Origin of the sequence: Helicobacter anseris (assembly GCF_003364335.1) — a bacterium.
GTDB lineage: Bacteria > Campylobacterota > Campylobacteria > Campylobacterales > Helicobacteraceae > Helicobacter_H > Helicobacter_H anseris.
Genome location: NZ_NXLX01000028.1, coordinates 1 through 14,523, shown reverse-complemented (window position 1 = coordinate 14,523; position 14,523 = coordinate 1). Strand labels below are relative to the sequence as shown.

General features: G+C 32.5%; 12 protein-coding genes. 7 read left to right on the top strand and 5 right to left on the bottom strand.

Annotated features, from left to right (window positions below; all coding sequences use genetic code 11):
* Positions 1–88 precede the first annotated feature (88 nt).
* The 3 genes from CQA57_RS07740 to lysA are packed head-to-tail and all read right to left on the bottom strand — an operon-like array spanning position 89 to position 3,247.
* Positions 89–982, bottom strand: a complete 894-nt coding sequence (locus tag CQA57_RS07740) for a DUF2156 domain-containing protein (RefSeq protein ID WP_115579667.1) — start codon at positions 980–982, stop codon at positions 89–91.
* On the bottom strand, positions 982–2,037 hold the full coding sequence (locus CQA57_RS07735; RefSeq protein WP_115579666.1) for a bifunctional chorismate mutase/prephenate dehydratase: 1,056 nt from the start codon (positions 2,035–2,037) through the stop codon (positions 982–984). The genes CQA57_RS07740 and CQA57_RS07735 overlap by 1 nt, the downstream gene beginning before the upstream one ends.
* On the bottom strand, positions 2,030–3,247 hold the full coding sequence (lysA, locus tag CQA57_RS07730; RefSeq protein WP_115579665.1) for a diaminopimelate decarboxylase: 1,218 nt from the start codon (positions 3,245–3,247) through the stop codon (positions 2,030–2,032). The genes CQA57_RS07735 and lysA overlap by 8 nt, the downstream gene beginning before the upstream one ends.
* 78 nt (positions 3,248–3,325) lie before the next feature.
* On the opposite strand from lysA, the gene CQA57_RS07725 reads away from it, so the two are divergent.
* From CQA57_RS07725 to CQA57_RS07710, 4 genes are read left to right on the top strand one after another with little or no spacing between them, the layout of a single operon-like run.
* Positions 3,326–3,712 carry a hypothetical protein gene (locus CQA57_RS07725; protein ID WP_115579664.1) on the top strand — a complete coding sequence of 129 codons (387 nt, stop codon included), beginning with the start codon at positions 3,326–3,328 and terminating at the stop codon, positions 3,710–3,712.
* Positions 3,712–4,014 carry an ATP-dependent Clp protease adaptor ClpS gene (locus CQA57_RS07720; protein WP_115579663.1) on the top strand — a complete coding sequence of 101 codons (303 nt, stop codon included), beginning with the start codon at positions 3,712–3,714 and terminating at the stop codon, positions 4,012–4,014. Before CQA57_RS07725 ends, CQA57_RS07720 begins: the two co-directional genes overlap by 1 nt.
* Before the next feature lie 3 nt (positions 4,015–4,017).
* Entirely contained in the window at positions 4,018–6,186 is a 2,169-nt protein-coding gene (locus CQA57_RS07715; protein WP_115579662.1) for an AAA family ATPase, read from the top strand.
* Positions 6,187–6,228: 42 nt separating this feature from the next.
* Positions 6,229–6,654, top strand: coding sequence for a hypothetical protein (locus tag CQA57_RS07710; protein WP_115579661.1), 426 nt, complete (start codon positions 6,229–6,231; stop codon positions 6,652–6,654).
* Here the strand turns inward: CQA57_RS07710 and CQA57_RS07705 are convergent.
* Both CQA57_RS07705 and CQA57_RS07700 read right to left on the bottom strand, forming a co-directional pair.
* The gene (locus CQA57_RS07705) at positions 6,646–6,960 is read right to left on the bottom strand and encodes an SMR family transporter (protein WP_115579660.1); all 315 of its coding nucleotides are present in this window, start codon (positions 6,958–6,960) and stop codon (positions 6,646–6,648) included. The two genes, CQA57_RS07710 and CQA57_RS07705, sit on opposite strands and share 9 nt — an antisense overlap.
* Positions 6,960–7,286, bottom strand: a complete 327-nt coding sequence (locus CQA57_RS07700; protein ID WP_115579659.1) for a DMT family transporter — start codon at positions 7,284–7,286, stop codon at positions 6,960–6,962. The genes CQA57_RS07705 and CQA57_RS07700 overlap by 1 nt, the downstream gene beginning before the upstream one ends.
* 195 nt (positions 7,287–7,481) lie before the next feature.
* Here CQA57_RS07700 and CQA57_RS07695 point away from each other — a divergent pair, with 195 nt between their 5' ends.
* The 3 genes from CQA57_RS07695 to CQA57_RS07685 all read left to right on the top strand — a co-directional run.
* Positions 7,482–8,063, top strand: a complete 582-nt coding sequence (locus CQA57_RS07695) for a heme-binding protein (RefSeq protein ID WP_115579658.1) — start codon at positions 7,482–7,484, stop codon at positions 8,061–8,063.
* A gap of 12 nt (positions 8,064–8,075) precedes the next feature.
* Entirely contained in the window at positions 8,076–10,586 is a 2,511-nt protein-coding gene (locus CQA57_RS07690) for a molybdopterin guanine dinucleotide-containing S/N-oxide reductase (protein WP_115579657.1), read from the top strand.
* Positions 10,587–11,022: 436 nt separating this feature from the next.
* A partial coding sequence (locus CQA57_RS07685; protein WP_147288371.1) for a beta strand repeat-containing protein occupies positions 11,023–14,523 on the top strand: 3,501 nt, incomplete at its 3' end.

Below are 14,523 nucleotides of genomic sequence, written 5' to 3'. Positions count from 1 at the left end.
AATAATGCTGCATTTGAGCTTTGGTTATTTTCATTGCGTTATTTAGCACCAGCTACTATTCTTACAATACTAATTTATAATTTGTTTATTAAGGGATAAAATAAGCATCATATTTTTCTAATAGGAATAGAGGGTTATAACTCATTTTAGCCCTCCTTAATCCCTCTATTCCTAAATCTTCTTCTCTATTTACATACCGCACTTGAGAAAAAATATTTTCCAACAATTGCTGATTGATAATCTGATAAGCACCATTAAATCTCAAATCTGCTTTTTCAATATGTATCACTGCCATATCTTGATTAACAATCTCCCCAAAACTAAAAGCAACAATTTTCGAATCCACTCGAATCAATCCACCTTGTATATTTAATGCATCCCAGTTTTTTAATACTTCAATGATTCCAATATTCTCATTTATCAAGCCAGATGAAGGATTTTCGTGAATCTCAAACCAATCTCTCCAAACATTTAACACCTCATCAATATTACTTTTATTTAAAATTTCAAAGACAAAATTAGGATAGGTTTGCAAGAATTTATTCAAATGATTTTTTTTCTTATGGAATTTCCTTCCATTCAAAGCAATAAGCTCTGCAGTGCTATATATATAATCACTCCTATCTCTGTTTAACTTAAAATCAAATTGATTTGCAAAATTTTCTTCCAAAAATCTTACGGATTCTTGTTCTAAGGAATGAAATTCCAAAACCTCATCTCTTTTTTTAGAAAAATCAATAAGTTTTTGAATAGCTTTTATCTTCTTTCCATTCCCAATAGGAAAAAAATAAAAAGGCTTTTGAGATGGATAAATTGTTTGTATAACCAAACAATCCTCCACTATCGCAAAGGAAATACTTCTTGATTTTCTCCAAAGAAAAAGATTTGTGAAATTTACATCAGAAATCATTACATATTCTTGTTTTAAAAAACTCTCAATAATATCCTTATCTTCCAATGCAACTCTTTTAAAATCTAGCATTACAACTCCCTTGGGTAACTACCTAATAACTTTAATTCTTTCGATCTCTTTCTTAAAAATTCTTGTAAATTTTTATCCTCAAAATACCCCTCAAGCTCAAGGTAAAAATGAGAAAAAAAATCTATTTCCTTTTCTTCAATTTTTATCAAACCAATCTTATATTTTTTAATATCCTCCAAAAGCCCCAATAATACATCTGCTCTTTTTTTATTTTTTATCGCAACAAGAAGAGAGGTTTTGTTTTTATTTGCTTTTTGGCTAAAAAAATCACTAATGACAACAAACCGCATCTGATTATTTTTATCTTGAATATTTTCAAATATTATTGGAATATTATGCAATCTTGCAATCATATTAGAGCAAATAATTGCCGTATGTTTTTTCTTAGCAACCATCTTTGCTACCTCAACAGAAGAATCTACAAATACCCATTTATCTTCATTAAAACCATAGAATTTTAAAAAATCTCTACACTGATTAGCAATTGCCTTTTCTAAATAAATTTTTTTAATATTTTGTATTTTTTCATCATTGCTTGCAAAGGAATACTGCAAAGGTAAAATTACTTCTGCAATAACCTTTGCTTCATTTTTAAAAAGTAATTCACAACTTTCTTTTATAATACCACTATCATTTTCTAGTGGTATTACCCCATATTTTACCTCTCCTAATTGCACTGCCCTAAAAAGAGAAGCTAGATCTTGCATCATCAAATATTTTCCAACAAAACCAAATTTTTTTGCCACAACTTCATATGCAAAACTACTCGCAGAATCAAAAAAAGCTACTTTTTCTACTTTTTCTAACTTTCTTGAAAATGCAAAAATTTCTCGATAAATAGAATCTATAGCTTCATGATTTAAATATTTCAAAGCATTTTTTTTTAATCTTTGAAGAATCTCCTGCTCTCTCTTTGGACAATAAATATTGCTTTTTGCAAGCACCTTCTCCTTACCAATACAAACAGCATATTCCATTCTCTTATCAAGCAATTGCAAAAGCTCAAAATCAAGTCTATCAATCTCTTTTCTTAATTCTGAGATTTTTCTACTCACAATTTTTCCTCAAATTATCAAGTTCATCTGCAACCACATCTTCAAATTTTTCTCGACTTTTTAGCAAATAAGTCTGATTATTTTTTATCCCTACTTCTGCACATCTCATGCGTGTATTGTAATTGCTACTCATAGAATATCCATAAGCTCCTGCATTTTCAAATACAATCAAATCTCCTGATTGCATTTTTGGTAACCTTGCATTTTTTGCCAAAAAATCGCCACTTTCGCAAATAGGGCCCACAATATCTGCTTGAAATAACTCTTCTTGCTTTTCTTGAAACCACACTCTGTGATACGCATCATATAAACTTGGTCTTAACAAATCATTCATTGCACCATCAACAATCACAAATCTCTTTTTATTTGTATATTTTTCATATAAAACTTTTGTTACAAGATATCCACTCTCCCCTACAATAGACCTACCAGGCTCACAAATAATAGTAACATCAAGCCCACCAAGAGCAGCTAAAATACTTTGTGCATAATCATAAAGATCTATCACTTTTTCTTGAGCATAACAAATACCAATACCACCCCCAACATCAAAAAATCTAATATCAAGCCCTAAAGCAATGAGACTCCTTGTAAATTCTGCTATTTTTTGAGCAGATTGAGCAATGGGCTCTAATTCAGTAAGTTGAGAACCTATGTGAAAATGCACTCCTATGGGTTGCAAAAACTCTGATTTATGTGCATAAAGATACATTTTCTTAGCTTCTTCTAATTCCACACCAAATTTATTTTCACTAAGACCCGTAGAAATATAAGGGTGTGTTTTTGGGTCAATATTAGGATTGACGCGTATAGAAATCCTTGATGGCTTTTGCATATCTTTTGCTATAGCTTCTATTCTTAAAAGTTCTTGATAAGATTCAACATTAAGAAATAAAATATCTAACTCCAGTGCCTCTTTAATTTCCTCATCTCCCTTTCCTACCCCGCTAAAAATAATCCTATAAGGTTTAATGCCTGCTAAAATTGCCCTTTTTACTTCTCCGATAGAAACACAATCAGCACCACCCTCAAGTTCTGCAATTTGATGCACGACTGATAAATTTGAATTTGCCTTCAAAGCATAACAAATGAGAGATTTTCTGCCGCTAAAAGCATTTTTATAAGCCTTGAATTTTTCTTGAATTTTTTCTAAATCATAAACATAAAGAGGTGTTTGATATTCTTGTGCTAACTTTTTAAAATCTATCATTTGTTTTTCCTAAAATCACTAAATATGGATATTTTGGTATAATTTTAGCTAAAAAGATTTTAATTAAGGAATATCCTTATGAATCCAGAATTATTTTTTGTGTTATTTTGTTTTGTTGGTCTTATACTTGTTGTAGTAATTACTGTTTTTTCACTACGCACAAAAAAGCCTGTCGCAAAAAATGTCAATGCTGTTTCTCTTGATCCAGAAGTGCTAATTAGTTCTCTAAAATCTTCTTACAGTAGCAAAGAAGATCTTTATGAAACAGTAGATACTTTCTTTAAAAACTACCATACCATCAAACCTAATAGCACTCAAAAAAAAGATTTTCTTAAAGCAGTATGCCTACATAGGCACACTAATGCACAAATCATCTTAAAAACGCAAGAAACCTTATCCAATTTAAGTCCAGATCTAAAAAATCAACTTAGTAAAATCGTAGAAATCCGAGCAGGATTGAGATAATGCCTCAACACAAACTCCACCACGATACTCAAACCCTTATTGATGAGCCTAGCATGGCACAAGTCATTATGCTCAACGATGACTATACTCCTATGGATTTTGTTATTGATGTGTTAATAGAAATTTTTGATCAAACACACCATCAAGCAACACAAACAATGCTAAATGTCCATAATAATGGCAGTGGGATTTGTGGCACCTATCCGTATGATATTGCAGAGCTTAAACTTCAACTTGCAAAACAAAAGGCCAGAGACAATGATTTTCCTCTTCAATTTACCCTCAAAAATATCTCAAGGTAACAGATGCAAAATCTTCTAAGCCCTCACTTTTCAAACATTATCAATGAAGCAGTAAAAATCAGTAAGGATATGCAACACAATATACTTACTATTGAACATATTTTTTTAGCATCTCTTTTGGATAAAAAAGCAAGTGAGATTCTGCAAAAATGTAGTTTAGATATCCCAACAACCATACAAAATATTCAAAACTATCTTCTCAAATATATCCCCACACAAGAATCTCCAAACAATAGTATCCCACATCAAACTCCTGCGCTACAAAGAGTATTTTTCAATATGGCAAATCATGCAAATAGTGCAAATCAAAGCCAAATTGAAATTCAAGATTTTTTTATCTTTTTACTACTTGAAAAGCAAAGCTATAGTGCAAAGATTCTCTTGTCATTAGAGATTGATAAGGTAAGAATCATTGAAGCCTCTCAAGAAGATTCTCAAGAAAATCCACTAAAGCAATACACAAAAAATCTCAATATTCTTGCTAAAAATGGAAAAATCGATCCTATTATTGGTAGAGAGAAAGAAATATTACGCGTAAGTGAAATTTTATGCAAACGCAAAAAAAACAATGTCATCTTAATTGGTGAAGCAGGTGTTGGAAAAACTGCAATTGCAGAAGGGATTGCACTAAGCATTGTAAATCAAACCTGTATCAATGCTCTAAAAAATTTTGAAATACATAGTCTAGATTTAACAAGCATGGTAGCAGGAAGTAAATTTAGAGGGGATTTTGAAAAACGCCTAAAGGCTGTTTTAGATGCTATTGATAAAAATAAAAATGTAGTTTTATTTATTGATGAGATACACATGCTCATTGGTGCTGGATCTAGCGGTGGAGGAAATATGGATGCGGCAAATATCTTAAAACCTCTTTTAGCAAATGGATCTTTAAGATGTATAGGAGCAACTACTTTTCAAGAATACAAACAATTTTGCAAAGACAAGGCTCTCAGCAGAAGATTTATGAATGTAGAAATAGCAGAACCAAGTATCCAAGATTGCTATGAGATTCTCACAAAAATTGCCCCTCTTTATGAAAAATACCACAATGTCAAATATACAAAAGAGGCGATTTGTGCATGTGTTGATCTTACAAACTATTATGTTACAGACAGATACCTTCCAGATAAGGCAATAGATTTGCTTGATGAAGCGGGTGTATCTTTACAGGACAACAAAAAACGCACCATAGGAAAAAAACAAATCCAAGAGTGCATATCCAAATTTGTTAATATCCCCAAAGAAACACTCAATAGTAATGAAAAAAATTTATTAAAAAATCTTAAAAAAACCTTAAAAGAGGAAATCTTTTCTCAAGATGAAGCTATTGATGCCATCACTTCTGTGATCAAAATCAACAAAGCAGGACTTAGCTCTTCAAACAAACCTATAGGAAGTTTTTTATTTGTTGGCTCTAGTGGTGTTGGAAAAACTGCCCTAAGCCAAGCAATTGCAAAAGCTTTGGGAATAGCTTTTCATCGCATTGATATGAGTGAGTATATGGAAGCACATAGTATTTCAAAACTCATTGGAGCACCAAGTGGATATGTAGGCTTTGAACAAGGGGGCTTGCTTATTGATTTAATCAAAAAAACTCCTCATTGTGTTTTATTGCTTGATGAGCTAGAAAAAGCACACCAAGATGTTTTTAATCTTTTTTTACAAGTAATGGATAATGCAAGCCTTAGTGATAATCTAGGCAATAAGGCAGATTTTAAAAATGTGATTTTGATTATGACTTCTAATGCTGGCAATCAAGAAAACAAGGCTTTAGGTTTTCACTCTAAACAATCTCACAAACAAGATAGCACTTTAAAAAATCTTCTTTCCCCAGAATTTAGAGGAAGACTAGATAGTATTATTTACTTTAATGATCTTGGATTTGAGGATTACAAAAACATAACAAAAAAATATATCAATCAAATCAATACACAAATACAAGATAAAAAAATATCAATCCGCATAGATTCTCAAGCTCTTGATTTTATTGCATCAAAAGCACTGCAACCAGAATTTGGCGCAAGGGAGATTGAAAAAATTATTCAAAAAGATATTAAATTACAGCTAAGTGATATTATTTTGTTTCAAAAACCAAAGCCAAATACCACCATCAATATTATTTTGAAAAATCAGAAAATCGTTTTAAAAATTCTTGACTCTAATCAAACTTAATTCTTTTTACTTTTTATAAAATGAAGTAAAAAAGGATTTTATATGCAAAACTATTATTCTATCTTTCTTGTTATCCATCTATTTTGTGCTATTGCTTTTGTAGGTTATTTATTTTTTGATGTTGTTATCTTAAATATTGCAAAAAGAAAAATCAATAACTTTGAAAGTTTTCAAAATGGCATTAGTAAGGTAGTCACAAAAATTATGCCTTTTATAGTGCTAATGCTATTTATTAGCGGAGGGGCTATGGCAGGAAAATATTTTACCTCACCCATAGATTCTACATTTCAGCTTCTTTTGCTTGTAAAAATAATATTAGCTTTTTGTATTTTTGCACTCGTTGTTTTTTCGCTGAGCTTTTATTATATTGTCAAAAAACCAAATCCTATTGGAAAATTTATACATCCTATTGTTTTTGCATTATGCATCATCATTGTTTTACTTGCAAAGCTAATGTTTTTATTCTAAATGCAATAAAACAATAGAAATAAGAATGAGAAAAATCCCTATTTTTCCTTTCTTATTTAATCTCTCATTAAAAAATAAATATCCTCCACCAACAGTCCCAATAATCCCCAATGCACCCCAAGTTGCATACGCAACACTCAAAGGCATACTTCGTATCGCAAAAGAAAGTGCTACAAACGCTAATAAAACGATTACAATCGCACTAAAGCCATAAATCTTATATTTAAAACCTTGAGATTTTTTTAATAAAAGATTTGCTATGATGTCTAATACCCCAGCAATAACAACACAAAAAATCCCTAACATCAATTCTCCTCTTCCCCAAAATTAATCAATATAATTCCACTTACACTAAAGATAATTCCCATTTTCTGATAAAAACTCAAAGTCTCATCAAATAAAAAAATTCCTAACAAAGAAATTAAAACAATACCCAACGCCTCCCACATTGCATATGCAATACCAATTGAAATTCTTTTAACTGCCAATCCCATAAAGACATAAGAAATTATGATAAAAATCCCCATAAAGGCATAACTTAAAATCTTTTCATTTTCAAAAAGCTTTAGAGATGTTGTCCCCAAAACTTCTGTTATGATTGCTAATATCAAAAATATCCAAGCTTTCTTCATATATACCCTATAAAAAAATATCAAAAACCCCTATTTTAGCCAAATAGAGATAATAATGCCATGTTGTTGGCGTTACCTTTTTCTATATACATTTTTTTATATAAAGCATTTTTTTATGTTTTTTATAAGAAGCAAAAAAAATCTCTGTAAAATTTTTTTGTTAGCGATAACAAAAAAATAACAGAAAGGATTAAAATGAAAAAATTACTCTTTTTCATTAGCGTGTCTTGTGGCATTCTCTTTGCTCAAGATAAAATGTTTTCTACAGGCGTAAAGCCTCTTTATCTTGATGCTACAAGCTCAAAAGTCGTTGGAAAATTACTTCCTACCACTGAGGTAACAATTCTCAAAAAAGAAGGAGATAGAGTGCTTCTTTCCATAGAGGGATATGCTCCTGCTGGAGAAAATATTGCCCTATATTTTGTCCCAAATAAAAGAATCTTAAATGCAGGTTTTAGCAAAAATTCTGGAGTTAAGTTCGAAAAAATTGGATCTACTAATGCAGATGGCAAGGCTTTTGACAAACTCAAGGTTCAAGTTTGGAGTGAAAATACAGATCTTAGCGATGATGTAAAACCACTTTTTGCACAAGCTAAAGATTTATTTGATCAAAATTGCTCAATGTGTCATGGATTGCACCAACCAAAAGAATTCAGTGCAAATCAATGGCCAAGCATGTTTAAATCAATGGCAGGTAGAACAGGTATTGATAAAAAAGATTACCAACTTGTAATCCAATATCTACAAAAAAATGCAAAAGATATGCCAACAAAATAAAAAGGAGAGATCATGAAAAACTTTAATCAAAACAGAAGAAATATTCTTAAATACACTGCTTTATTTGCAGCAGTTCCTTTTGTCAATCAACTAGCTGACAAAAGCACCCTCCTTGCTGCTGGTATTAAAAAATTTAGCACAGAATTAGTTTTAAATGGTGATGTATATACCGCTGCGCATTGGGGTGCTTTAAAAGTAAGCGTAAAAAATGGAAAAATTGTAAAGAGCACTAATGCATTTAGCGGAATGATAGAAAATCCATTGCAAAGTGTTACTGCAGATTTAGTTGATGGTAAAAATACCAATAGAATCAAAGCACCTATGGTGAGAAAAAGCTATCTTGAGAAAAAAGCAAATCACAGAGAACTTCGCGGTGCTGATGAATGGGTAGAAGTAAGCTATGATCAAGCTATCAAACTTGTAAGTGATGAAATTAAGCGTGTAAGAAAAGAAAAAGGTGCTAATAGTATCTATGGTGGCTCTTATGGTTGGAAATCTAGTGGAAATTTACACAATGCAAGAACTCTACTTCATAGATTCCTAACAATGGGTGGTGGATTTGTAGGAGGCTTGGGAGATTATTCTGCTGGTGCTGCCCAAGTAATAATGCCTCATGTTGTAGGGACACTAGAAACTTATGAGCAACAAACTTCCTGGCCACTTGTATTAGAGCATTCAAAAGTAGTGGTAATATGGGGTGCAAATCCTATGGATACCCTAAGAATTGCTTGGACTTCAAATGATGGACAAGGATTGGAATATTTCAAAAAATTAAAAGAAAGTGGCAAAAAAATCATCATTATTGACCCTATCAAAAGCAATACAATAGAATACTTTGGCAATACAGCAGAATGGCTCTGTGTAACTCCAAATACAGATGTCGCACTTATGCTAGGTATCATACATACAATGCTTACAACACAACAATATAACAAAGAATTTATTGAAACTTACACAGAAGGCTTTGATAAATTTGCAGATTATGTTATGGGTAAAACTGCTGATAAAACTCCAAAGAGTGCAAAATGGGCATCAGCTATCTGTGGAGTAAGTGAGAGCAAAATCAAAGAGCTTGCAGATCTATTCTTCAACAATAGAACAATGCTTATGACAGGTTACAATATGCAAAGACAACATCATGGAGAGCAAGTGCATTGGATGGCAGTAACCCTTGCTTCAATGATTGGACAAATCGGATTACCAGGTGGTGGATTTGGTATCAGCTATCACTATGCAAATGGTGGAAGCCCAACTACAAATGCTCCTGTTATTGGTGGTATTACTGTAGGAAAAGCTAGCGGTGATGGTCCAGAATGGTTCAACGATGGTGCTTCTATCTCTATCCCAGTAGCAAGAATTGCTGATTGTCTGCTCAATCCTGGAAAGACAATTGATTACAATGGTAGAAAGATTACTTATCCTGAGATTGATCTAGTGTATTGGGTGGGTGGAAATCCTTTTGTGCATCACCAAGATACAAACTTACTTATCAAAGCATGGAAAAAACCAAGCACTATTATCGTAAATGAAATGTATTGGACTCCTACTGCAAAAATGGCAGATATTGTATTCCCTATCACAACTCCTTATGAAAGAAACGACCTTACAATGAGTGGAGATTATAGTAATCTCAATATCAATCCAATGAAGCAAGTAGTAAAAGCATTACCAAATGCAAAAAGCGATTATGAGGTATTTTCAGATCTAGCAAAAGCTTGTGGTTTTGGCGATCAATACACAGAAAACAAAGATGAAATGACTTGGTTAGAAGAATTCTACAATACTGCTTACAATCAAGCTAAAAAAGCTGGTGTAACACTAGCTGATGGTAGTGAAATGCCTGATTTTGAAACTTTCTGGAAAAACAATAAGCCATTAGTATTTGCACCAACCCCTGAAGGTGAAGAATTTGTAAGATATGCTGATTTTAGAGAAGATCCTATTTTAAATCCTCTAGGCACTCCAAGTGGTAAAATAGAAATCTACTCAGAAACTATTGCTAAGATGAATTATAAAGATTGTGGTGCATTCCCTCAATGGTTTGAACCTATCGAATGGCTAGGCATGAAAAATAAACCTGCTGAATTTGCACTTGTAAGCCCACATCCAAGCCTAAGACTTCACTCACAGCTTAGCAATACAAGCTTAAGAGATCAATACGCTATTGCCGATCGCGAGCCTATCTGGATCAATCCTGCAGATGCAAAAGCAAAAGGAATTAAAAATGGCGATATCGTGCGTGCTTATAACCAAAGAGGTCAAATCCTTGTGGGTGCTGTGGTAAGCGATATTGTTCCAAAAGGTGTAGTGAGAATCTATGAAGGTGCTTGGTATGACCCAATGGATCCTTCAAAAGAAAATACACTTTGTAAAAATGGTAATGCCAATGTTTTGACAATCGATATTCCTACTTCTGAACTAGCAGATGCAAATATCGCAAACACTGCATTAGTCAATATCGAAAAATACAAAGAAAAAGCACCACAACTTACTGCATTTATGCCTCCAAAAGGAGCAAAGTAAGCTTCTTTGAGCTTTGGAGTTTTCCAAAGCTCTTTTTAATCTAATCTACAAAATATTTCTATTACAATAAAATTTTGCACCGCCTTAAAAAATAATTTTTTACAAAAAAATCAAAAAATTGGGGGGGGGGGTATAAGAAAATCTTAAGTTTATTTTTATTATCATTGCACTTTATTTTTTAAATTCTTTTAAAAAAATTATTTATTAAAAATAAGGAGTTTATAATGAAAAGAAATATTTCACTACTACAGAGGGGGGGGGGGATACAAATAATTCTTTAAATGCCTCTTTCTCTTCAAGCAACAATTCAAAAAGATTCTTTAAACCTTTAGTTGCAAGTTCGTTAGCTTTATTTTTAAGCACTAGCATTGTAAATGCTAAAGATGAATTATATGAATTGAGTTTGGAAAAGAGAGTTAAGGATAATATGAACATAATGATGAATGTAAATTCATCTCGCATGATGGATGTGAGAGAAAACACTCCTGATACAGCATCTAATATACCAAATAGTAATTGGGATATAATTTCTCTCCAATGGGGAAAAAGTTCCACAGATCTAAATTATGATAATTATTTTAAAGATAGCCAAAATGCCTATAAGTTCGTTTTGGGAAATGATGATATTGTCAGAGGATATTTTAATAAAAATGGTAACACTTGGACAGAAGGTACACTTTATCTCCAATTTTATGATGCGCAAAAATATACCTCAAGCGATGGTGGTATAACTAATGATGATTTAAGCATGCGTGTTCTCAAAGCTTGGGGGGATTGTTCAGGCTATTATTTTACAAATACACCACAATCAATTAATACAGCATACGATTTGCCATTTTATTATGTTATTCGTTCAATCAAACCTATTGAGTTAACTGGATCAACCAAAGAAGATGCAGGATTGATTATACAATATGCGCAAAATGGTGAGAATAAAAATCTAACATTAGATCTATCTGAAGTTACAGGGAAAAATTTTGCATTTAAAGGTAATATTATTATTACAGGTGGGGATCTTACACAAAAACTTATTTCTTCTCAAGATCATTACACTTTTAATTTTGGCTCTAATTTTCAAGGCAATCTTACTACCAATACATACTCTATGGCAACATATGGGATAAAGACATCTAAAGGAACATTGAACTTTTTGGGATCTGCAAATTGGGTTGGAAATCTGACAGCTTCAGGTGGATTGAGTGTTGTCAATTTTGATCAAGGTGATATTCAGGGAACAATCACAGTAAACTCTAGTTCTAGTGAAGTTGATATTTTTTATAAACAAGCCAATAAGACTATTACTGATAAAACAATATTAGATCTTACAAATGGGGTTGTTTCTTTTGGATTTGATGATAGTATCACGATTGATCAAAGGGTAATAACTTTTAATGGAAAACTTCAGGGGGTTACAGGGGGAAGACTTAAATTTAGTGGAGTAAAATCTGTCAATCTTAGAGAGGGTATTACTCTCAATGGAACAAGCTTAGAATTCAACATTGACAATCGAGTCGCAAGTGGTTCTCAAATCGTTGATGGCAACATCAACCTCACAGGAGGAACTCTATTTTTCACCACAACACCTAAGCAAGCACTTAAAAGACAAGAGATTGTAGATATGGCACAAACGCTTAATGGTGGGGCATACGATATGCCTATATACAGCCTAGGAGGGACAGCAACATTAACTAATGCTGGAATCTCTGCCTTTTATGATGCTGATAGTAATAGTTTTGTAGGAAAACTAAGTGGTGATCTAATCCCCAAAGATGGGACGCTTTATAACACCAATGATTTTTACCTAGAAAATCAAAGCAAAATCACATACTCTAATTTTACCAATGCAAACAATAGCCATATTGTCTTTGGAGGAGAGGTTGCTTTTTATGGAGATGAGAACACATTTGGATCTCAGGGAGGATCTCAAATTGTATTTAAAGAAAATGTAGAGATTACAGGAAGTATAAAAGCAACATCTGGTGGATCAGTAAATCTCATCGTTGCAAATAAAAGCTCAACTTTTGGAGCAATTGAAACTTCAAGTGATGGAAAAATCACTCTTGATCTCAGAGAGGATTCACAAATCACAAGTTTAAAAATAGAAAGCACCGTTGCTGATATTGCATTCGACAATGCACGAAATACAATTAACTTTTCAGGAAAAACTCTCACAATCACCTCAGGGATTTCAACTCAAGGAAAATATGCTTCAACAGCAATCAACACAATCAATCTGACACAAGCTGGTGCGACTTTAAAAATCAATGATTTGGGGATCATAACAAAAAAGACAAATTATGCACACGATCGACAATATGGACAGCAAAATATCATCAATTTTACTAATGGAGGAAGCCTGATACTTGATGGAACAAACACAGATATTGATAATTCAAATTTTGATGGAATTCTTGCACTTAATGGAAACAAAAATACCATTACTTTTCAAGGCACAGGAAATGCGTCAATCTCAACAGTAGATATCCAAGCAAAAGATAGCGGAAGTAGTAATATTATAAACTTCCAAGGAACAGGAACGAATACAATCACTAGCTCAATAACAGCTAGCAATGGAGGACAAAATACAATCTCATCAAAAGGAATGCTTGTCATCAATGGTAATATCAATGCGGATAGCAATACTGCAAATACAAATAAAAATATCATCACAGCGGACAATGCCACATTTTCAGGAAATATAACCGCTGGATACAATAACGGTGGTTGGTTATCCCAAAATCTTATTGCTGTCAATGGAAGGACAACTTTTTCCAATAAGAGCAATCAGACCATTATTAAAGCAAATCAAGTAGCAAATACAAACACTGAAAAAACAAATTTTTTCAAGTTTAATGGAGAAGTAAGCGGAAATATTACAGAAGTTTCATCTATTACTCTAAATAGTGGTGATCGTTCTCTTGCAAGAAATATTTTAAGTTTTGATGGGGATGATTCAAGCAGCTTAACTATTGAAAACATTAACAAAAGCAATTCCATTCCTGTTGATTCTGATAATAAATCTTATGCAACAGGATATATCTATATTGGAAAAAATCTTACTTCAGGAAGCGAAGCTAGTTTAGCTTTTAATTCAAGTTTTAATGATTCTAATTGGAGTTCTAAAGATTACCAAGCAACCAATCTTACACTCAATGCAGGAAGCATCTATGCCAAATATGGTAAAAACTTTATCAATGTAGGAAACATTGATGTAACTGGAACAATTGATGGGAATGGTGGCACAAATAATATTGCTACAAATGCACTAACAGCTAAAACTATCCAGGCACGATGGGGAGGAGTAAATAACATTATTATAGGTGGAAATGCAATAATTGGTGCAATTCAGGCAAGTCCTGATAATAATGATAAGGGTAATTCGCAAAACAATATTACTTTCTCTGGTAATGATGCAAATCATATCGTTACAGGAAATATTACACTAGCTGAAAATGGACAAAACAATATTACTTTCTCTGGCAACAACTCTATTCTCACCTTAATGGGAGCAATTAATCAAATAACAACTTTAATCGCTTCAACAAACACTACTCTAATTCTTACTAATGGAACCACTACTGTTAGCAATAAGATATCTATAGCAAATAATCAAAATTTAATATTTGATTTGGCAAATGGAGTAAATCTTACCTTAAATAATAATTTAGAGAATAGTGGAACTTCTGCTATTAACTTTAATGGAACTAATGCAACACTCAGTGGTAATGTTGAAACCACAAATACTGCAACCACTATCTTTAATCTAGGAAGCAATGATTCTGAGAGTGTAACTGCTATTATTGGCTCAAGCAATACTATTACTAACACTGCCAATGCTACCAATACTTTTAATGTAAATGCAACTACTACTACATTTAAATATGGTAATGGTGATAGTAATAATAATGATGGCTTAGTATTCTCTAATGGAACTAAT